We start from the raw sequence: 19,440 nt of genomic DNA, 5'->3' as shown, positions 1-19,440 counted from the left end.
CCCTTCGCCATGGACTTCATTTCCACCCGCACCACCGCACCCGCCGCCACCCTCAGCCAGGCCATCGCCGCCGGCCTGGCGCCCGATGGCGGTCTCTATGTACCGCGGCAGCTGCCGCCGGCACGCCCGCTGCAGGCCGGGACATCGCTGGCCGCGACCGCCGCGACCCTGCTGCAGCCGTTCTTCGCCGGTGATGCGCTGGAGCCGGCCCTGGCGGACATCTGTGCGGCCGCGTTCGACTTTCCCGCGCCGCTGGTGCCGCTGGCCACCGGCAACGACCACGTTCTGGAGCTGTTCCATGGGCCCACCGCGGCGTTCAAGGATTTCGGCGCACGCTTCCTGGCGGCCTGCCTGTCCCGGGTACGGGCAGGCCAGGAGCGGCCGCTGACGATCGTGGTGGCGACCTCCGGCGACACCGGTGCCGCGGTGGCGGCCGCCTTCCACAACCAGCCCAACCTGCAGGTGGTGGTGCTGTACCCGGACGGGCGGGTCTCGCCGCGCCAGGCGCACCAGCTCGGCTGCCTCGGCGGCAACATCCGCGCGCTGCGCGTGGGCGGCTCGTTCGACGACTGCCAGGCCATGGCCAAGCAGGCGCTGAACGATGCCGAGCTGCAGGCGCGGGTGCCGCTGAGTTCGGCCAACAGCATCAGCCTGGGGCGCCTGCTGCCGCAGATGAGCTACTACGCGCATGCGGCGCTGGTCCACCACGCCACCCACGGCGCGCCGTTGAACCTGGTGGTGCCCACCGGCAACCTGGGCAACGCGATGGCGGCAATCCTGGCGCGCGCGCTCGGCGTGCCGTTGGGCCGGATCGTGCTGGCGACCAATGCCAACCGGGTGCTGCCGGACTACTTCGAGGGCGGCCCGTACCAGCCGGCGGCGAGCCTGGCGACGCTGGCCAACGCGATGGACGTGGGCGCGCCGAGCAACTTCGAGCGGCTGCGCTGGCTGTACGCCGGCGACGACGCGGCACTGCGCGCGGCCTTCACCGCGCGGGCGGTGGACGACGCCGGCATCCGGGCCACCATCGCCGACCGCTACCGCCGCTTCGGCGAGGTGTTCTGCCCGCACACCGCGACCGCGGTGCAGGTGCTGGAGCAGCTGCGTGCCAGTGGCGAGGCCGCCGCGGACGCGCACTGGGCGGTGGCGGCGACCGCCCACCCGGCCAAGTTCGAGGCCGTGGTCGAACCGTTGATCGGCCGCGAGGTGCCGGTGCCGCCGGCCTTGGCCGAACTGCTGCAGCGTCCGGCGCATGCCGAGCCCTGCGCACCGGTCTACGCGGCGTTGCGCGGGGCACTGCTGGACGGCTGAACCGCGCGCCGCCCGCGCCATCGCGAGGTTGTCCACAGCGGATGTGGAGCGTGGCGAGGACAGCCTGTGGACAAGTGCCCGCCGGGCCAATGCCGGCGGGCATCGGCGTTGGTCTGGTCAAAATGCCGCCAGGCCGGGGTCGGGGCTCAGCCGGTGCGGGGGCGGTGCAGGGGCCCGGACGGGATGCGCCCGCCGCCGCGTCCGGACAGGCTGAGCAGCCAGGTCGCCACGGGCAGGGCGGCCAGCATCAGCAGCCAGCCCGCGGCGATGAAGCCGCTGGCGGCGAACACCGGCAGGCCGGCGGCGAAGGTGACGGCCGTGGCGAAGGTGAGGGTGGCCAGCGTGCAGTGGAAGCGGAGCCGGGTGCGTCCCAGCCGCAGCAGCAGCCACGCCGCGGGTGCGGCGAGCAGCAGGTTGATCGCGAAGTCCTGCAGGGTCAGCACGCCATACCAGGCGGGGCCGGACAGCCCGGCCTGCACGAGCTGCAGGGGAATCGCGTTGTGCAGGGCGATCAGCGGCCATGCGAGCAGGACCAGCAGCATGAAACCGATGCCGATGGCGATGGAGAGCAGTGCGGCGACAGTACGCGACATGAGGCCTCCCGGATCCTGCCGCCAGCGCTGGCGGCCCGGCCAGCTTGCAGGGCAGGGGGCGGGGCGTCAAATGCCGGGCCGGGGCCTCAGCGCAGGTCGTCGTTGGCCAGCTTCTGCAGCCCGGCGAAATCGAGGATCTCCACCACGTTCAGGTGCGGCAGGGCGATCAGCCCCTGCTGGCGCAGCTTGGTGAAGGTGCGGCTGACCGTCTCCATGGTCAGGCCGAGGTGGTCGGCGATGTCGCCGCGGCCCATCGGCAGCGCGACGCGGTTGCCGACCTGTCCCTGCAGCGCCTCGCGCGCGGCCAGCCGCAGCAGGAAGTCGGCGAGCCGTTCGGGCGGCTGCAGGCGCGCCAGCGCCAGCGCGTTGTCGTGCGCGGCATCCAGTTCCTGGCAGGCGCGCTGCAGCAGTTTGCGCTCCAGGTGCGGATAGCGCTGGCGCAGGTCGCGCATCTGCACGGCCGGGACGCGGCACACGCGGCTCTCGGCGATGGCTTCGATGTCGTAGCGGTGCTGGTCGCTGCCGCTCAGGCCGACGTAGTCGCCCGGCAGCACGAAACCGTTCACCTGGCGGCGCCCGTCGGCCAGGGTGCGGACCAGGCGCAGCGCGCCTTCGGTCACGGTGAACACGTGCGTGCGCGGCTCGCCGGTGCGCGCCAGGGTCGCTCCCATCGGCACCGGCAGCGAGGTGGTGATCTGCTCCAGTGCCTGCACTTCGTCGCAGGACAGCGCCGAGCACACCGCCAGGTGGCGGACCGTGCAGTGCAGGCATTCGCGCGTGCCGATCCCCGCGGAAACCGGAGCGGTGGCGCTGGAGGGCGTGGAGCCGGGCTCGGACCGGGGCATGGGTCAGCGGCAGAAAAAGGATGCGCGAATGATACTTCATGCGTCCGCGGCGGCGGGCTGCGGCTAGAATTGACGGCTGTCCACCCCACCGAGCCGCAGGAGTTCCATCCGTGATCAAGCCCCGTACCCCGCCCGGCATCATGGAGTTGCTGCCGCGCGAGCAGATTGCGTTCCAGCGCATGCTGGACGTCGTCCGCCGCAACTACGAGCGCTTCGGATTCCTGCCGGTGGAAACGCCGGTGTTCGAGCTGTCCGACGTGCTGCTGACCAAGTCCGGCGGCGAGACCGAGCGCCAGGTGTATTTCGTCCAGTCCACCGGTGCGCTGGCCAATGCGGCCGAATCCGGCGCCGGCGGCCTGCCCGAGCTGGCGCTGCGCTTCGACCTGACCGTGCCGCTGGCGCGCTACGTGGCCGAGCACGAGCATGCGCTGACCTTCCCGTTCCGCCGCTACCAGATGCAGCGCGTCTACCGCGGCGAGCGCGCCCAGCGCGGCCGCTTCCGCGAGTTCTACCAGTGCGACGTCGACGTGATCGGCAAGGACGCGCTGAGCATCCGCTACGACGCGGAGGTGCTGGCGGTGATCCACGCGGTGTTCTCGGAGCTGCGCATCGGCCGGTTCGCGGTGCAGCTGAACAACCGCAAGCTGATGCGCGGGTTCTTCGAGGCCCAGGGCGTGGCCGATGCGGAGCAGCAGGCGCTGGTGCTGCGCGAGGTCGACAAGCTCGACAAGCGCGGCGCGGACTACGTGCGCGAGACCCTGGAGGGGCCCGGGTTCGGGCTGCCGGCCGAGGCGGTGGCGCGCATCCTCGCGTTCGTCGAGGTGCGGTCGCAGTCGCATGACGATGCACTGGCGAAGATCGACGCGGTACTGGCCGAAGCCGGTGCATCGGCCAGCGAATCGCTGCGCGCCGGCGCGGCCGAGCTGCGCGAGGTGCTGGGGCTGGTCAAGGCGCTGGGCGTTCCGGAGAGCGCCTATTGCCTGAACTTCTCGATCGCCCGCGGCCTGGACTACTACACCGGCACCGTCTACGAGACCCTGCTGGTCGACCATCCGCAGATCGGCTCGATCTGCTCCGGCGGCCGCTACGAGGACCTGGCCAGCCACTACACCAAGTCCCGGCTGCCGGGCGTGGGCATCTCCATCGGCCTGACCCGCCTGTTCTGGCAGCTGCGCGAGGCCGGGCTGATCGAGGGCATCGCCGAGAGCAGCGTGCATGCCATGGTGGCGCTGATGGACGAGGCGGCGATGCCGCAGTCGCTGGACATCGCCCGCCGCCTGCGCGCCGGCGGCATCAACACCGAAGTGCAGATGGAGCCGAAGAAGGTCGGCAAGCAGTTCCAGTACGCGGCCAAGGCGGGCATCCGCTTCGTGGTGCTGGCCGGCGAGGACGAGCTGGCGCGTGGCGTGGTGGCGGTCAAGGACCTGCTGCGCGAGCAGCAGTTCGAGGTCGCCCGCGACGAGCTGGCCTCGACCCTGCAGGTGGAGCTGGAGCAGGCCCGCGCCATGGCGCGCTGAGCGCGCCGGCGGGTAGGGCGTCCTTTCGGGGACATCCCGGGGGACGCCTGCCACGCTCCCGGCCTTTCCCGGGCAGGGAAGGGCACCACGGCCGGGTCGTAAAGGGCGCGGACCAGCGGTCTGCCGGCAGCGTCGTGGCTTCGCCGTGCCGCTTCCGGCGGCTTTCCGGTTCCGGCGGTTTCGACGGCACCTGCGCATCGGCCGCGGGCCGGCCGCGCAGGGACGGGCGCAAAGAAAAGGGGCTGGATGCGCTCCAGCCCCGTTCCGGTCGATGGACCGGGTCCCGGCAGGGACCCGGCCGCTGCACCAGGGTCAGCGGTCCTGCTGCACCGTGCGCACCGTGTGCTGCTCGATGAACTGCTTGGACTGCTCGTCCAGCTTGTCGCCGAGCATGCGGCGCACGGTGACGAAGAACAGCGGGATCAGCAGCACGCCGATCACCGTGGCGAACAGCATGCCGCCGATGACGCCGGTGCCCAGCGAGTGGCGGGCGTTGGCGCCGGCGCCGGTGGAGATGGCCATCGGCAGCACGCCCAGGATGAACGCGAAGGAGGTCATCAGGATCGGGCGCAGGCGCAGGTGCGCCGCCTCGATCGCGGCCTCGCGCAGGGTCTTGCCCGCCGCGCGCTGTTCGACCGCGAACTCGACGATCAGGATCGCGTTCTTCGCCGCCAGGCCGATCACCGTGACCATGCCGATCTTGAAGTACAGGTCGTTCGGCAGCCCGCGCAGCAGCGAGAACACCACCGCACCGAGGATGCCGATTGGCACCACCAGCAGCACCGAGACCGGGATCGACCAGCTCTCGTACAGCGCGGCAAGGCACAGGAACACCACCACCACCGACAGCACCATCAGCAGCGCGGCGGCGTTGCCGGCCAGGATCTCCTGGTAGGACATGCCGCTCCAGTCGTAGCCGAAGCCGCTGGGCAGGTCGTCGTGGACCAGGTTCTCCATGGTGGTCATGGCCTGGCCGGAGCTGCCGCCCGGGGCCGGCGAGCCGACGATGTTGACCGCCGAATAGCCGTTGTAGCGGCTCAGCGCCGGCGGCGCGTAGATCCAGTCCGACTTGACCACGGTGCTGAGCGGGATCATCGCCGGCTGGCCGTCGGCATCCCGGCTCAGGGCGCTGGGCACGTAATAGCTGCGCAGCGATTCCGGTCCGGTCCGGTAGGCGGCGTCGGCCTGCATGTTCACCCGCTTGATGCGGCCACCGTAGAAGAAGTCGTTGACGTAGACCGGCGCGAGCATCATCTGGATGGCGGTATAGACGTCATTGACCGACACGCCCATGGCCTGGGCCTGCACCCGGTCCACCTGCAGCTGCAGCTGCGGCGAGTTCTCCAGGGTGTTGGGGCGCACCGCGGTCAGCGAAGCATCCTCCGCGGCCGCGCCGAGCAGGGTGTTGCGCGCCTCCATCAGTGCGTCCTGGCCGGCGCCGGCGCGGTCCTGCAGCCACATGTCGAAGCCGCCGAACTGGCCCAGGCCCTGCACGGTGGGCAGGTTGGCGAAGAACACCTGGGCGTCCTTGATGCCGCCGAACGCCTTCATGTTCATCTTCTGAATGAACTCCGGGGCGGTCTCCTTGCGCAGGCTCCAGTCCTTGAGGCGGACGAAGGCCATGCCGACGTTCTCGCCTGCGCCGATGAAGCTGAAGCCGGTGACCTGCATCATGCCTTCGAACGCGGGCTCGTCCTGCATCATCCCCAGCAGCTGGTCGAACACTGCGGTGGTGCGGCTCTTGGTCGCGCCCGGCGGCAGCTGCACGATGGCCAGCGCATAGCCCTGGTCCTCTTCGGGCAGGAAGCTGCCCGGCAGGCGGGTGAACAGGAAGCCGCACAGCAGCACCAGCAGCGCGAACACCATCATCCAGCGCGGGCTGTGGCGGATGACGCTGCCGACGGTGCCGACATAGCCCTTCTCGAGCTTGCCGTAGTACTTGTTGAAGGTGCGGTAGATCCAGTTCGGGTTGTCGTTGTGGGTGGGCTTGAGGAAGGCCGCGCACAGCGCCGGGGTGAAGCTCAGCGCCAGCAGCGCCGAGAAGCCCATCGACATGGCGATGGTCAGCGCGAACTGCTTGTAGATCTCGCCGGAGGCGCCGGGCTGCATGGCGCTGGGAATGAACACCGCGGCCAGGACCACGGTGATCGCCACCACCGCACCGGTGATCTGGCCCATGGCCTTCTGCGTGGCCGGCTTGGGGTCCAGCTTCTCCTCGCTCATGATGCGTTCGACGTTCTCGATCACCACGATCGCGTCGTCGACCACGATGCCGATCGCCAGCACCATCGCGAACAGGGTCAGCTGGTTGATGGTGAAGCCGATCGCCAGCATGCCCATGAAGGTGCCCAGCAGCGCCACCGGAATCACCAGGGTGGGGATGATCGTCGCGCGGAAGTTCTGCAGGAAGATCAGCATCACCAGGAACACCAGCACCACCGCTTCGATCAGGGTGTGGATGACCTCCTTGATCGAGATGTTGACGAAGGTGGTGCTGTCGAACGGGGTGAACCAGCTCACGCCTGGCGGGAAGCTGGGAGCGAGGTCGTCCATCTTCGCGCGCACCGCCTTGGACACGTCCAGGGCGTTGGCGCCGGGCAGCAGCTGCACCGCGAACGCCGCCACGGCCTTGCCGTTGTAGCGGGTGTCGAAGCCATAGTTGGAGGCGCCGAAGGCGACGCTGGCCACGTCCTTCAGGCGCACCACGCTGCCGTCGGCATTGGCGCGCAGGATGGTGTCCTCGAACTCCTCGGGGCTGCTGTAACGGCCTTCGGCGGCGACGGTGGCGGTGAACGCCTGGCCGTTCGGGGCCGGGTCGCCGCCCAGCGAGCCGGCGGCGAACTGCACGTTCTGGCTGCCGATGGCGTTGAACACGTCGGTGGCCGACAGGTGGTAGCCCTGCAGCTTTTCCGGATTCAGCCAGATGCGCATGGCGTACTCGGAACCGAACTGCTGGGTGCTGCCGACGCCGGGCACGCGCGAGATCTGGTCGAGCACGCGCGCGCCGACGATGTCGTTGAGCGCGTCGCGGTCCACCGAGCCGTCGTCCGAGCGCACGCCCACGGCCATCAGGAAGCCGGCGTTGGCCTTGGCTACCACGACGCCCTGCTTGGTCACCTCGGAAGGCAGCCGCGGGGTCGCCAGCGACACCTTGTTCTGCACCTGCACCTGGGCGATGTCGGCATTGGTGCCGCTGTCGAAGGTGAGGGTGATGGTGACGCGGCCGGTGGAGGACGAGGACGAGCTGAAGTACATCAGGTTGTCGATGCCGGTCAGCTGCTGCTCGATCACCTGGGTGACCGACTTCTCCGCGGTGGAGGCGCTGGCGCCGGGGTAGTTGGCGGTCACCGTGATCTGCGGCGGGGCCACGCTGGGGTAGGACTCCACGCCCAGGTTGAGGATCGCGATCACGCCTCCCAGCGAGATCAGGATGGCTACCACCCAGGCGAAGACCGGGTGTTCGATGAAGAATTTAGGCATGACGGTGTCCCGTTAGTCCTTCGTCGCCGGCGCCGCGGCCGGAGCGGCCGCGGGCTTGCCGGCCGCGGCCTGCCATGGCGAGGGCTTGGCAGGAGCGCCTTCCTTGACCTTCTGCACGCCGGAGACGATGACCTTGTCGCCGGCGGCCAGGCCCGACGCGATGCGCCAGTCGCCGCCCTGCTGGCCGTCCAGCACCACGTCCTTGCGCACGACGTTGCCGTCCGCGCCCACGACCAGCACGTAGCCGCCGCGGGTGTCGCGCTGCACCCCCTGCTGGGGAATCAGGAAGGCGTTGTTGCGCTCGCCGAGATTGGCCATGAAGCTGACGAACGAGCCCGGCAGCAGCATGCGCTCCGGGTTGGGCAGCTGCGCCCGCAGCGAGACGGTGCCGGTGGCCGGGTCGACCGTGGTCGCCGAGAAGTCCAGCGTGCCGTTATGCGCATAGGGGGTGCCGTCGGGCAGGTTGACCTGCACCGTGGTCTTGCCGCCGGCCAGGGCCACCGTGCCCTTGTCCTGGGCGGCCCGCAGCGCGCTCAGCTCGTCGGCGGTCATCGAGAAGTTCACGTACAGCGGGTCGACCTGGTCGATGGTGGTCAACAGGGTGGCCTCGCCCTGGCCGACCAGGGCGCCTTCGGTGACCTGCTGCTTGCCGGCCAGGCCGGCGATCGGCGCGGTGACGCTGGCGTAGCCCAGGTTGATGCGGGCGCTGGTCACCGCCGCCTGGGCCTGCTGGACCGCGGCCGAGGCGGTGCGCTCGGCGGCCTCGGCATTGTCCAGGTCCGAGCGCGAGACGTAGCTCTGCGGCGCCAGCGAACGGGCGCGGTCGGCGGCGGTCTTGGCGTTGACATGGCTGGCGCGGGCCGAGGCCAGCGACGCCTCGGCGGCGGCCAGCGAGGCGCGCAGGGGCGCCGGGTCGATCTGGAACAGCAGTTGGCCCTCCTTGACCGCGGCGCCCTCGTCATAGGCGCGCTTGAGCAGCACGCCGGATACGCGGGCGCGTACGTCGGCCGAGCGGAACGGTGACAGCCGCCCCACCAGTTCGCGCTGCAGCGGCAGGGCCTGCGGCCGGGCCTCCACGACACCCACGTCGGGCGGCGGCGGTGCGGCGGGTTCCTGTTGCTTCATGCAGGCGGTCAGGCCCAGGACCAGGGCGCCGGTCAGGGCGAGAGTGCGGAGCGGGGAGGTCATCGGGGAAACTCCGGAGGTTGTTTTCTAGCGGGTGCCAGGGATGCCGGCCGGGGGCGCGGGGAAGGCGCGCAGGAAGGCATCGATGGCGAATTCGGCCCACCGGCGATGCGACGTCGGGTCATCACGGTGGGGGACATGGAAACGTTGCCGTTCGAAATCCAGGCCAGCGATCATGCTTATTAGCATCTCGGCCATGAAATGCGGATCGTCATGGATGATGCGGCCCCGGGCCATCTCGGTTCGCATCCATTCAGTCAGCTGGTCGCGGAGGCCTTCGGCGCCCCCCTGGTAGAGGGTTCGGGCCTCGTCGCGGAACTCCTGGGCACCGCTGGCGATGAGCCGGGCCGCCTGGCGGCTGCGCGGGTGGTTGCGGTGCTCCAGGTAGCGCAGGGCGAAGTCGAGCAGGACCTCCCGCAGGGGGCGATCGTCGCCGGCGCCCAGGGGCGCGGCGGCGACGCTCACATGCTGGCGCATGGCCAGGCTCAGCAGGTGGCGCTTGTTGCCGTAGCGGCTGTAGAGGGTCTGTTTCGAACAGCCCACGTGGGCGGCCACCGCATCCATGCTCATGCGCATCCCCTGTGTCGCCAGCAGTTCGCGCACGGCCTCGAACACGCGCTGGTCACGGGCGTCGAGCGGCGCGGGCGGGGAGAGGAGGGGATGCACGGGTTGGACTATACCGTCCAGTTCACAAATGGTAAAGCGGCGCGGAAACCTCATGCGCCAGAGCGGTTGCAGTCGCCTCGGAGGCGTCGGGGTTTTCTTTTTAACTTCTTTGTTTACAGTAACTTGCGGGCGCTTGAGTGGCGCCCTGGACGCTCCCGATGCGGCCCTGCAGCAATGCTATTCGCAGTGCCGGGAGATACAATCGGCGTTCCCCCCGAGCCCGTCGAATGCTCAACCAATGAAATCGAAAAACAGCGCTGTAAAGCCTGCACGATCGACATCCAAACCGGCCACGGAACAGCGCGGCTCTCCCCCCAGGCAGACACTGGAACCGATACTCGCAGCGCTGCGCAAGCGCTATCCGGCCGCGGAGCGGACCCGGGCGGCCGCCTTCGCGGCCGCTTTCTACGCGCGCATGGAGGCGGATGAGTTCGAGCTGCATCCGGCCGAGGACTGGGCCGCGCTGGCGGCCGGGATGCTGGAACTGGCGCGCGTGCGCAAGCCCGGCAAGGCCACCGTCCGGGTGTTCAACCCGACCCTGGAGGCCGACGGCTGGGAATCGACCCATACCGCGGTGCAGATCGTCAACGACGACATGCCGTTCCTGGTGGACACCGTGGCCCTGGCGCTGACCGAGCAGGGCATCGGCGTGCACGTCCTGGGCCACCCGCTGATCGCGCTGCAGCGTGACAAGGCCGGCCGGCTTGCCGGCGTCGGCAAGGGCACGCCCGAGTCGGTGATGCTGCTGGAGATCGACCGCCAGCCGGGCGACGCCTTGGCGGCCGTCGCCAAGCGGGTCGCCGCGGCGCTGGAGGATGTCCGTGCGATCGTCCGCGACTGGGCGCCGATGCGCGACAAGGCGCTGGCCCTAGCCGAGGACCTCGGCCAGCGCACGCTGCCGGTGAGCGCGGAGTCGCGGCAGGAGGCGCAGGCGTTCCTGCGCTGGGCGGCGGACAACCACTTCACGTTCTTCGGCTACCGCGAATACAAGGTCGAGAAGCAGGGCCGGCAGGAAGTGCTGGCCGCGCAGAACGGCACCGGCCTGGGCCTGATGCGCGGCAAGGACACCTCGGTCGCGCGCCCGGTCAAGGGCCTGGCCGCACAGGGACTCAACACCGCCGGTGGATTGGCCGATGCGCTGATCCTGACCAAGACCAATGCCCGGTCGCGCATCCACCGCGGCGGCTACATGGACTACATCGGCGTGCTGGCGTTCGACGCCAAGGGCCGGATCGTCGGCGAGCAGCGGTTCCTGGGGCTGTTCACGTCCAGCGCGTACAACCGCCGCCCCTGGGAGATCCCGCTGGTGCGCCAGCGTTTCGAGAACGTGATGAAGCGCTCCGGCCTCGGACCCGCCAGCCACAGCGGCAAGGCGCTGCGCCACATCCTCGAATCGCTGCCCCGCGAGGAGCTGTTCCAGTCCAGCGAGGACGAGCTGCTGCGGACCTCGCTGGGCGTGCTCGGCGTGCAGGAGCGCGTGCGCAGCCGGATGTTCCTGCGCCGTGACAAGTTCAGCCGTTTCATTTCCGCGCTGGTGTTCCTGCCGCGCGAGCGTTTCAACACCGATGTGCGCCTGCGCATCGAGAACCTGCTGAAGGAAACCCTGCAGGGCGAGTATGTAGATTCCAGCGTGGTGCTGGGCGATTCGCCTCTGGCCCAGCTGCACCTGATCGTGCGGCCGAAGACGGGTCAGAGCCTTGAACTGGACATTGAAGGATTGGAGAAGCACTTGGCACACGTATTGCGTAACTGGCAGGACGACCTGCGCGAAGCCCTGGTCGGCAGCCATGGTGAAACCGAAGGCCTGAGGATCGCCGCGCGCATCGGCAAGGCGCTGCCGGCCGGCTACATCGAGGACTCCAGCGCGCAGATCGCGGCCGCTGATGTCGCCCAGCTCGATGCCCTGACCGGTCCGGACGACCTGCGGCTGAACCTGCAGTCGGTCGGCCGCGACGGCCTGCGCATGAAGCTGTACCGCCAGCTCAAGGACATCCCGCTGTCCGACGTGCTGCCGATGATGGAGAACATGGGCCTGCGCGTGATCGCCGAGCGTCCGTACCGCCTGATGGTGGACGATGCGCCGGTGTACGTGCAGGACTTCGAGGTCGAGTCGACCGTCGGCACGATCGATGCCGCCGCCGCCAGCGCCCGCTTCAGCGAAGCCTTCGCCCACGTGTGGCACGGCGAGGCCGAGAACGACGGCTTCAACCGCCTGGTGCTGGCCACCGGGCTGGACTGGCGCCAGGTGTCGATGCTGCGCGGCTACTGCAAGTACCTGCTGCAGATTGGCGTGCCGTTCTCGCAGGCCTACGTGGAAGGCACCTTCAACCGCTATCCGCTGCTGGCGCGGTTGATCGTGGAGCTGTTCGAGGCCCGCTTCGACCCGGCGCCGGCCACCGACAAGGCCACGCTGGAGGCACAGCTGGCCCAGTTCAAGGCGCTGGCCGGCGGTGACGCCGCGACCGTCAAGCTGCTCGCGGCGGTGGTCAAGGCACGCAGCGCCCGTCGCGACGCGCGCATGACGCTGGTGCACGACACCCTGGTCAAGCTGCTGGACGGCGTCTCGAGCCTGGACGAGGACCGCATCCTGCGCAGCTTCATCGGCGTGATCGAAGCGACCCTGCGGACCAGCTACTACCTGGTCCGCAAGGACGGCGTGCGTGCCGATGGTGGCCCGGCCGACTACATCAGCTTCAAGTTCGACGCCGCCCAGGTGCCGGATGCGCCCAAGCCGCGTCCGTACCGCGAGATCTGGGTCTGCGGCCCGCGGGTGGAGGGTACCCACCTGCGCTTCGGCGCCGTGGCCCGTGGCGGCCTGCGCTGGTCCGACCGCCGCGAGGACTTCCGCACCGAGGTGCTGGGCCTGGTCAAGGCACAGATGGTGAAGAACACGGTGATCGTGCCGGTCGGCTCGAAGGGCGGCTTCTTCGCCAAGCAGCTGCCGGACCCGGCGGTGGACCGTGACGCCTGGATGGCCGAGGGCGTGGACTGCTACAAGCGTTTCATCAACGGCCTGCTCGACATCACCGACAACATCGTCGACAACACGATCGTGCCGCCGGTGGGCGTGGTGCGCCACGACCAGGACGACCCGTACCTGGTGGTCGCGGCCGACAAGGGCACCGCCAGCTTCTCGGACATCGCCAACGGCATCGCCCAGGCGCACGGCTTCTGGATGGACGACGCGTTCGCCTCCGGCGGTTCGGTCGGCTACAGCCACAAGGGCATGGGCATCACCGCGCGCGGCGCCTGGGAATCGGTCAAGCGCCACTTCCGCGCCCTGGGCCGCAACTGCCAGACCCAGGACTTCACCTGCGTCGGCATCGGCGACATGTCCGGCGACGTGTTCGGCAACGGCATGCTGCTGTCCGAACACGTGCGCCTGGTGTGCGCGTTCGACCACCGCCACATCTTCCTCGATCCGGACCCGGTGGCGGCCAGCTCGTTCAAGGAGCGCCAGCGCCTGTTCGCGGTCCCGCGCTCGAGCTGGGCCGACTACAACGCCAAGCTGATCAGCAAGGGCGGCGGCATCTACGCGCGCTCGCTCAAGTCGATCGAGATCACCCCGCAGGTGCGCGAGGCGCTGGGCATCGACGCCGGCATCAAGACGATGACCCCCACCGAGCTGATCAACGCCGCGCTCAAGGCGCCGGTGGACCTGGTGTGGAACGGTGGCATCGGCACCTACATCAAGGCGGCCAGCGAGACCAACGCCGAGGTCGGCGACCGCGCCAACAGCGGCCTGCGCGTCAACGGCGGCGAGCTGCGCTGCAAGATCGTGGGCGAGGGCGGCAACCTGGGCATGACCCAGCTGGGACGCATCGAGGCGGCCCAGAACGGCGTGCTGCTCAATACCGACTTCATCGATAACTCGGCGGGCGTGGACACCTCCGACCACGAAGTCAACATCAAGATCCTGCTCAACGACGTGGTGCGCGCCAAGAAGCTCACCGCCGCGCAGCGCAACAAGCTGCTGGCGTCGATGACCGACGAGGTCGCCGGGCTGGTGCTGATGGACAACTACCGCCAGAACCAGGCCATCAGCCTGATGGAGCGGATGAGCGTCAAGCGCCTGGGGTCCAAGCAGCACTTCATCCGCACGCTGGAGCAGCAGGGGCTGCTGGACCGGCAGATCGAGTACCTGCCGTCCGACGCCGAGCTGTCCGCGCGCAAGCTGCGCGGCCAGGGGCTGACCCGTCCGGAGCTGGCGGTGATCCTGTCCTACTCCAAGATCGTCGCCTTCCAGCAGCTGCTGGATTCGGACATCCCGGAAGATCCGTACCTGTCCAAGGAGCTGCTGCGCTACTTCCCGCAGCCGCTGCAGAAGAAGTACGCCGATGCGATGGAAGGGCACCGCCTGAAGCGCGAGATCATCGCCACCGCGGTCACCAACCAGACCATCAACCGCATGGGCGCCACCTTCCTGATGCGCATGCAGGAAGACACCGGCCGCAGCGTGGCCGAGGTCGCCAAGGCCTACACCATCAGCCGCGAGACGCTGGACGCGCGCGCGCTGTGGGCGCAGATCGACGCCCTCGACGGAACCCTGCCCGAAGCGGTGCAGGTCGACGCCCTGGAGGTGATCTGGAAGCTGCAGCGTGCATTCGTGCGCTGGCTGCTGAACCGCCCGGGCCCGATGCAGGGCATCACCGCCGCGGTCGAGCGCTACCAGGGGCCGTTCAACGACATCCGCGTCGCCTCGGGCGTGCTGCCGGACTCGCAGCGCCCGGCCTACGAGGCCAGCGTCAAGCAGTGGAAGGAAAAGGGCTTGCCGGCGGCGCTGGCCAAGCAGCTGTCCGAGCTGCAGTTCCTGGAGCCGGCGTTCGACATCATCGAACTGGCGCGTACCCGCAAGCTCAAGCCGGTGGATGTCTCCAAGGTCCACTTCCGCCTGGGCGAAGCGCTGCAGATGCCGTGGCTGTTCGAGCAGATCGACGCGCTGGAGGTCAACGGCCGCTGGCACGCCGTGGCGCGTGGCGTGCTGCGTGACGAGCTGGCCGCGCACCAGCGCAACCTCGCCGGCCAGGTGCTGTCGATGAAGGGCGGCAGTGCGGAGGCCAAGGTGGCCGCCTGGCTGGGCCGCGACGACAGCAGCCTGCGCTTCACCCTGGCGATGCTGGCCGAGCTGGCCGAGCAGAAGGCCCTGGACTACCCGACCGTCTCGGTCGCCGTGCAGCGCCTGGGCCAGCTGGCGGCGCACGGGGTTTGACCCCGTGGTCGGGCCGGTTTCACCGGCCCGACCCGACAGCCTGCATCGCGGGCTGTCGGCCCTGGCCTCGGGCTTGCCTGTCCCCGCGGCTGTCGCCGCGCCCCCTTGGCAAAGGGGGCGTTGCTCCAGAAGGATGGCAGAGGGTGCCGGCCGTTGGTCGGCACCCGCCGGATGAAGCACCGCGGCCAAGGCCGCTCCCGCGAAGGCAACGGTCGTTGCGGCGGGAGCGGCCTTGGCCGCGGTGCGTTCCGGCTGCAGGAGCGGCTTCAGTCGCGAATGCTTTCCGGGCGTAGTGCAGAGGTCGCGACTGAAACGGCTCCTGCGGGACGGAGGGCGAGGACGCTCCGGCCGCGTGGCATGCCGATGTTCGGGATCGTTGCCGTGCGCTGGAGGGCCGCGGCAGCATTCGCCGTTGCGGGGTATCCTCGGCAATCCTTTCGACAACCGACGTTGGCCATGTCCCCCCGCATCGCCTTTCTCGCCAGCACCGTCGCGGCCGCGCAGCAGGCCCGCGCGCAGCTGGCCGCCCGCTACGGCGACGTGACGCCGGAAGACGCCGATGTCCTGTGCCCGCTGGGGGGCGACGGCTTCATGCTGCAGACCCTGCACCACTTCGGGAACATGGCAAAGCCGGTGTTCGGCATGAAGCTGGGCACCGTCGGCTTCCTGATGAACCATTACCGCGACGACGACCTGCTGCAGCGGCTGGCGCTGGCCGAGCCGGCCCACCTGCGGCCGCTGGAGATGGTGGCGCGCACCGAGTCGGGCACCACGGTCGGCTCACTGGCCTACAACGACGTCTCGATGCTGCGGCAGACGCGGCAGGCCGCGCATGTCGGCATCGACCTCAACGGGCAGCAGCGGGTCGAGGAGCTGATCGGCGACGGCGTGCTGGTCTGCACCCCGGCCGGCAGCACCGCCTACAACTACTCGGCGCACGGGCCGATCCTGCCGCTGGGCTCGAACAGCATCGCGCTCACGCCGCTGGCGCCCTACCGCCCGCGCCGCTGGCGCGGGGCGATCCTCAAGGCCGAGACCGAGGTGCGCTTCCGGGTGCTGGACCCCTACAAGCGGCCGGTCAGCGTGACCGCCGATTCGCACGAGACCCGCGACGTGGTCGAGGTGACCATCCGCGAATCCCGCGAGCGGCAGGTGACCCTGCTGTTCGATCCCGAACACAATCTGGAAGACCGCATCCTCAGCGAGCAGTTCGTCTTCTGAGCATGCGTGCGGCAACCCGGTGCCGGCGACGGCAAGGCTAAGGAACCAGGAACATGGGCGACAACACTCCCAGGATGCTGACGGTGGCGGTGACCTCACGGGCGCTGTTCGACCTCGAGGAAGGCCATGCGCTGTTCGAGCGCGAGGGCGTGGAGGCCTACGCCGCCTACCAGCGCGAGCACGAGGACGATGTCCTGAAGCCCGGCGTGGCGTTTCCGGTGGTGCGCAAGCTGCTGGCGCTCAACGACGGCGCACCGACCGAGGTGCCGCGGGTGGAGGTGATCCTGCTGTCGCGCAACTCCGCCGATACCGGCCTGCGGATCTTCAACTCCATCCAGCACTACGGCCTGGGCATCGTGCGCGCCACCTTCACCGCCGGCGAGCCGACCTGGCCCTACGTCAAGCCGTTCGGCACCGACCTGTTCCTTTCGGCCAATCCCGAATCGGTCAGCCGCGCGTTGCTGCACGGCATCGCCGCGGCGACCATCCTGCCGCGCGGTGCCGGCGAGCTGTCGGAGGCGGCGGCCAGCGCCGATACCGGGCGTCCGCCCGCGCAGCTGCGCATCGCCTTCGATGGCGACGCGGTGATCTTCGGCGACGAGGGCGAGCGCATCTCGCGCGAGCAGGGCGTGGAGGCGTTCGGCCGCCACGAGCGTGAGAACGCGCGCGAACCACTCAGCGGCGGCCCGTTCCGCAACTTCCTCTCGGCGCTGCACGACCTGCAGGCGGCATTCCCGCCGGGCGATGCGGCACCGATCCGCACCGCCCTGGTGACCGCGCGTTCGGCACCGGCGCACGAACGGGTGATACGCACCCTGCGCGACTGGGGCGTGCGCCTGGACGAGGCGCTGTTCCTCGGCGGGCGCCACAAGGGCCCGTTCCTGGAAGCGTTCGGCGCCGACATCTTCTTCGACGACTCCCAGCACAACATCGACAGCGCACGCCAGCACCACAGCGTGGCGGCCGGCCACGTGCCGCACGGCATCGCCAACGCCGACCGCATGGAATGAGCGCCGACGGGGGTGCCCACGTCCACCGGACCTGGCGGCACCTGGAGCTGCGGTTCGATGCCGGCGCCACCCAGACGCGGCTGTCGCGCTGGTTCCCGCACCGGCTGCATTCGGCCTATACCCGGCTCATGCTCGCGGCCCTGTGGCTGCGGCCGGGCCCGCGGCGCATCGGCATCATCGGCCTGGGGGGCGGGGCGCAGGCCGGTTTCTGCCATCGCCACCTGCAAGGCGCGCGGATCGAGGTGGCCGAGGTGGATCCGGCGGTGATCGCCCTGCGCGAAGTGTTCCGGGTACCCCCGGACGATGCGCGGTTGCGGGTCGAATGCGTCGACGGGGCGCATTGGCTGCGCCGGCAGCGGGGACGGTTCGACCTGCTGCTGCTCGATGCCTACGACGCGCACGGCATTCCCGCGGCGCTTTCAACCCGCGCGTTCTATGACGATTGCCGCGACGCGCTGGCGCCCGGCGGGGTCATGGCCGGCAACCTGTTCGATACCGACACCCGTGCCCACCTGTCCCGGCTGCGGCGCAGCTTCGACGGGCGGGTGCTGACACTGCGCGTGCGGAATGCGGGCAACCGGGTGGTCGTCGCCTGGCAGGGGACTCCCCGGCCGGGGCCGGTGGAGGCGGCGTTGGCGGACCTGCCATGGCGCGCGCGCGGCCAGCTGCGCGCGGGGTTCCGGCAGCTGGCCGCTGCCTGGGCGCGATGGGCAGAGGGCTGAACGGAGCGGGGAGGCCGTCTCCGGGGAGCACGGGCGCTGCGGAATGTCGCGGGTTGCTTCCGTCATGCGCAGCGGGCCGCCGACGGTGTCCGGCGGAGGCGTTTCCTTCCGCAGGGCCTGACGGGAAAAGCCCGGCGGGTGCCGGGCTTTTCTGTTTCCAGGGCGTCCTGCGCGCGGGGTGCGCCGCGGGAAGCCTGCTCCGGCCGGGGCCGGGTGGCGTGTGGTGGCCGGCCGGGTGGCGGGCGGGCCAGTCCGTGCCGATGCATCGGCGGTCCGGCGGTTGCCCGGGCCTGCGTTCCCGCGGGGGCGGGGAGGCGTGGCGGGAGCAGCGCGCCGTGCGCGACGCGGCGCGTCAAGCCTTTTTCGCTTGGGCCACGACGGTCTTCGCCGCGCTCTTGGCGGTGCGGCGCGCGGCGCTGGTGCTGGCGGCGGGCGGCTTGCTGCGGAACGGCGTGTTGCCGAGCACTTCGATCTCGCCGCCGGCCTTGCGGAAGGCGGCCATGTCCGCGGCGATGCGCTCGCGGGTGAGGTGCTGTGCGGTGATGCTTGAGGTCGTCCGTCTCCGGGAGGCAGCAGTGGATTTGCGGCTGGAGGTCATCTGTTTTCCTCATGGTCGTTTCGGCCCGACGGGGTGGTTGCCGTCGAGTATTCGTCGCGGATGGACCTGCAATAAGGGCCTCCCATGACGAAGGATCTGCATGCGACGGGCCGACTCGCATAGATCCGGCAATTCATCGTTCGTCCATCCAACCCCAGGCACCAGCCTTCCGGGTCGCGTGCCATGACGTGCAGGCCATGGAGCCGTGTGGTCAGGTGCGGCGGTACGTCGTCACCGCTCTCCAGGATCACCGTGAGGCGGCAGCAGACGGCATCGCAGGCGCTGCAGTGGACCGCCGCCGGGCGTCCGCACGTGCTCACGCCGCGCCGGCCGGCGGACAGGCGCGGGTGTCCGATGCGGAGCGCATGGGACGCGGACAGGGCCGGCATCCGTGCACGGAGACCGGGGTGGAAGGGGTGGAAAAACCGGGCACGAACTGCTCCCGTTGGACGGCCGCCCGCAGCGCGATGGCGCGGAAGTGGCGGGGAATAAGGTGGAACGGGCCGGGGCCCTGACGGGTGCGCGGTACGCGCGGAGCAGGTCGAACCTGTGCGGCCATCTTAACACTTTGCCGATGATGGCGGTTCCGGGCGCGGTTCAGGGAGTGGCCAAGACCACCGCGCGGCGCCGGCATCCGGCGGCGCTGCGTGCCTGCAGCCCCGCGTGCGCGCGCGGGTGCGCGTGGCCCGCGCGCAACTGGAAGGTGCCCGCGACGTGTATCCCGGGGCGCCGCGCAGGGGGCGGACCGCGCGGCGGGGAATGTTCCATACGGTTGATGTTCCACGAGCGGCGCATTAGGATGAAAACGCTTTCGCGGGTTCTTCCCGGCGGCGTTCCGCCGCATTCCGATCTGCGCCTCTGCGCCAGGTCCACCCCCGCACAGCACCCTCCCGTCGACGAATGGGGCGGGGAATCCTCCCCGGCGATGGCGCCTGCGCCCGTCCCCCTTTCGTTCGTGGCCGCCTGCCGGTGGTCTGCGGGTATTCGCGCGCCGCCTGGGACGGAACGATGTTCACCCGTGCGACGTACAACGCGCCCTTGCGCCGTGTTGCCGTGGGTCCTGCGGCAGCCGCTATACAGGAG

General features: G+C 69.9%; 13 protein-coding genes. 6 read left to right on the top strand and 7 right to left on the bottom strand.

Translation table 11 applies throughout. From position 1 onward, the window contains the following. Positions 1-9 precede the first annotated feature (9 nt). Positions 10-1,311, top strand: coding sequence for a threonine synthase (gene thrC, locus K5L01_RS04855; RefSeq protein WP_250062416.1), 1,302 nt, complete (start codon positions 10-12; stop codon positions 1,309-1,311). Between the two features lie 146 nt (positions 1,312-1,457). Here thrC and K5L01_RS04850 read toward each other — a convergent pair whose 3' ends face one another. Together K5L01_RS04850 and K5L01_RS04845 are read right to left on the bottom strand one after the other, a co-directional pair. Further along, positions 1,458-1,904 (bottom strand): hypothetical protein, encoded by a 447-nt coding sequence (locus tag K5L01_RS04850; protein ID WP_250062414.1) that lies wholly within the window; start codon positions 1,902-1,904, stop codon positions 1,458-1,460. Positions 1,905-1,990: 86 nt separating this feature from the next. After that, positions 1,991-2,749 (bottom strand): Crp/Fnr family transcriptional regulator, encoded by a 759-nt coding sequence (locus tag K5L01_RS04845; protein ID WP_250062412.1) that lies wholly within the window; start codon positions 2,747-2,749, stop codon positions 1,991-1,993. Positions 2,750-2,859: 110 nt separating this feature from the next. On the opposite strand from K5L01_RS04845, the gene hisS reads away from it, so the two are divergent. Further along, positions 2,860-4,266 (top strand): histidine--tRNA ligase, encoded by a 1,407-nt coding sequence (gene hisS, locus K5L01_RS04840; protein ID WP_250062410.1) that lies wholly within the window; start codon positions 2,860-2,862, stop codon positions 4,264-4,266. A gap of 312 nt (positions 4,267-4,578) precedes the next feature. Here the strand turns inward: hisS and K5L01_RS04835 are convergent, their stop codons facing one another. Genes K5L01_RS04835 through K5L01_RS04825 form a run of 3 tightly spaced genes read right to left on the bottom strand, consistent with a single transcriptional unit; the run spans position 4,579 to position 9,597 of the window. Beyond that, positions 4,579-7,746, bottom strand: a complete 3,168-nt coding sequence (locus K5L01_RS04835) for a multidrug efflux RND transporter permease subunit (protein WP_250062408.1) — start codon at positions 7,744-7,746, stop codon at positions 4,579-4,581. Positions 7,747-7,758: 12 nt separating this feature from the next. Next, entirely contained in the window at positions 7,759-8,934 is a 1,176-nt protein-coding gene (locus tag K5L01_RS04830) for an efflux RND transporter periplasmic adaptor subunit (protein ID WP_250062406.1), read from the bottom strand. 24 nt (positions 8,935-8,958) lie between these two features. Then, a complete protein-coding gene (locus tag K5L01_RS04825; RefSeq protein ID WP_336254078.1) occupies positions 8,959-9,597 on the bottom strand; it encodes a TetR/AcrR family transcriptional regulator in 639 nt (212 codons plus the stop codon). Positions 9,598-9,835: 238 nt separating this feature from the next. Here K5L01_RS04825 and K5L01_RS04820 point away from each other — a divergent pair, with 238 nt between their 5' ends. The 4 genes from K5L01_RS04820 to K5L01_RS04805 all read left to right on the top strand — a co-directional run bounded on the left by K5L01_RS04820 (position 9,836) and on the right by K5L01_RS04805 (position 17,759). Beyond that, positions 9,836-14,806 (top strand): NAD-glutamate dehydrogenase, encoded by a 4,971-nt coding sequence (locus tag K5L01_RS04820; protein WP_250062404.1) that lies wholly within the window; start codon positions 9,836-9,838, stop codon positions 14,804-14,806. 450 nt (positions 14,807-15,256) lie between these two features. Continuing rightward, complete coding sequence (locus tag K5L01_RS04815; protein ID WP_250062402.1) at positions 15,257-16,027, top strand: NAD kinase; 771 nt, start codon at positions 15,257-15,259, stop codon at positions 16,025-16,027. A gap of 53 nt (positions 16,028-16,080) precedes the next feature. Next, on the top strand, positions 16,081-17,037 hold the full coding sequence (locus tag K5L01_RS04810; protein ID WP_250062400.1) for a 5'-nucleotidase: 957 nt from the start codon (positions 16,081-16,083) through the stop codon (positions 17,035-17,037). Beyond that, on the top strand, positions 17,034-17,759 hold the full coding sequence (locus K5L01_RS04805) for a fused MFS/spermidine synthase (RefSeq protein WP_250062398.1): 726 nt from the start codon (positions 17,034-17,036) through the stop codon (positions 17,757-17,759). The genes K5L01_RS04810 and K5L01_RS04805 overlap by 4 nt, the downstream gene beginning before the upstream one ends. A 352-nt stretch (positions 17,760-18,111) precedes the next feature. On the opposite strand, the gene K5L01_RS04800 is transcribed toward K5L01_RS04805, so the two are convergent. Both K5L01_RS04800 and K5L01_RS04795 read right to left on the bottom strand, forming a co-directional pair. After that, entirely contained in the window at positions 18,112-18,357 is a 246-nt protein-coding gene (locus tag K5L01_RS04800; protein ID WP_250062396.1) for a hypothetical protein, read from the bottom strand. Continuing rightward, a complete protein-coding gene (locus K5L01_RS04795) occupies positions 18,354-18,677 on the bottom strand; it encodes a YkgJ family cysteine cluster protein (protein ID WP_250063473.1) in 324 nt (107 codons plus the stop codon). The genes K5L01_RS04800 and K5L01_RS04795 overlap by 4 nt, the downstream gene beginning before the upstream one ends. Positions 18,678-19,440: the final 763 nt, after the last annotated feature.

Source organism: Stenotrophomonas mori, from assembly GCF_023556335.1.
In the GTDB taxonomy this organism is placed as follows: Bacteria; Pseudomonadota; Gammaproteobacteria; order Xanthomonadales; family Xanthomonadaceae; genus Stenotrophomonas; species Stenotrophomonas mori.
This window is presented reverse-complemented; position numbering and strand designations above follow the sequence as displayed.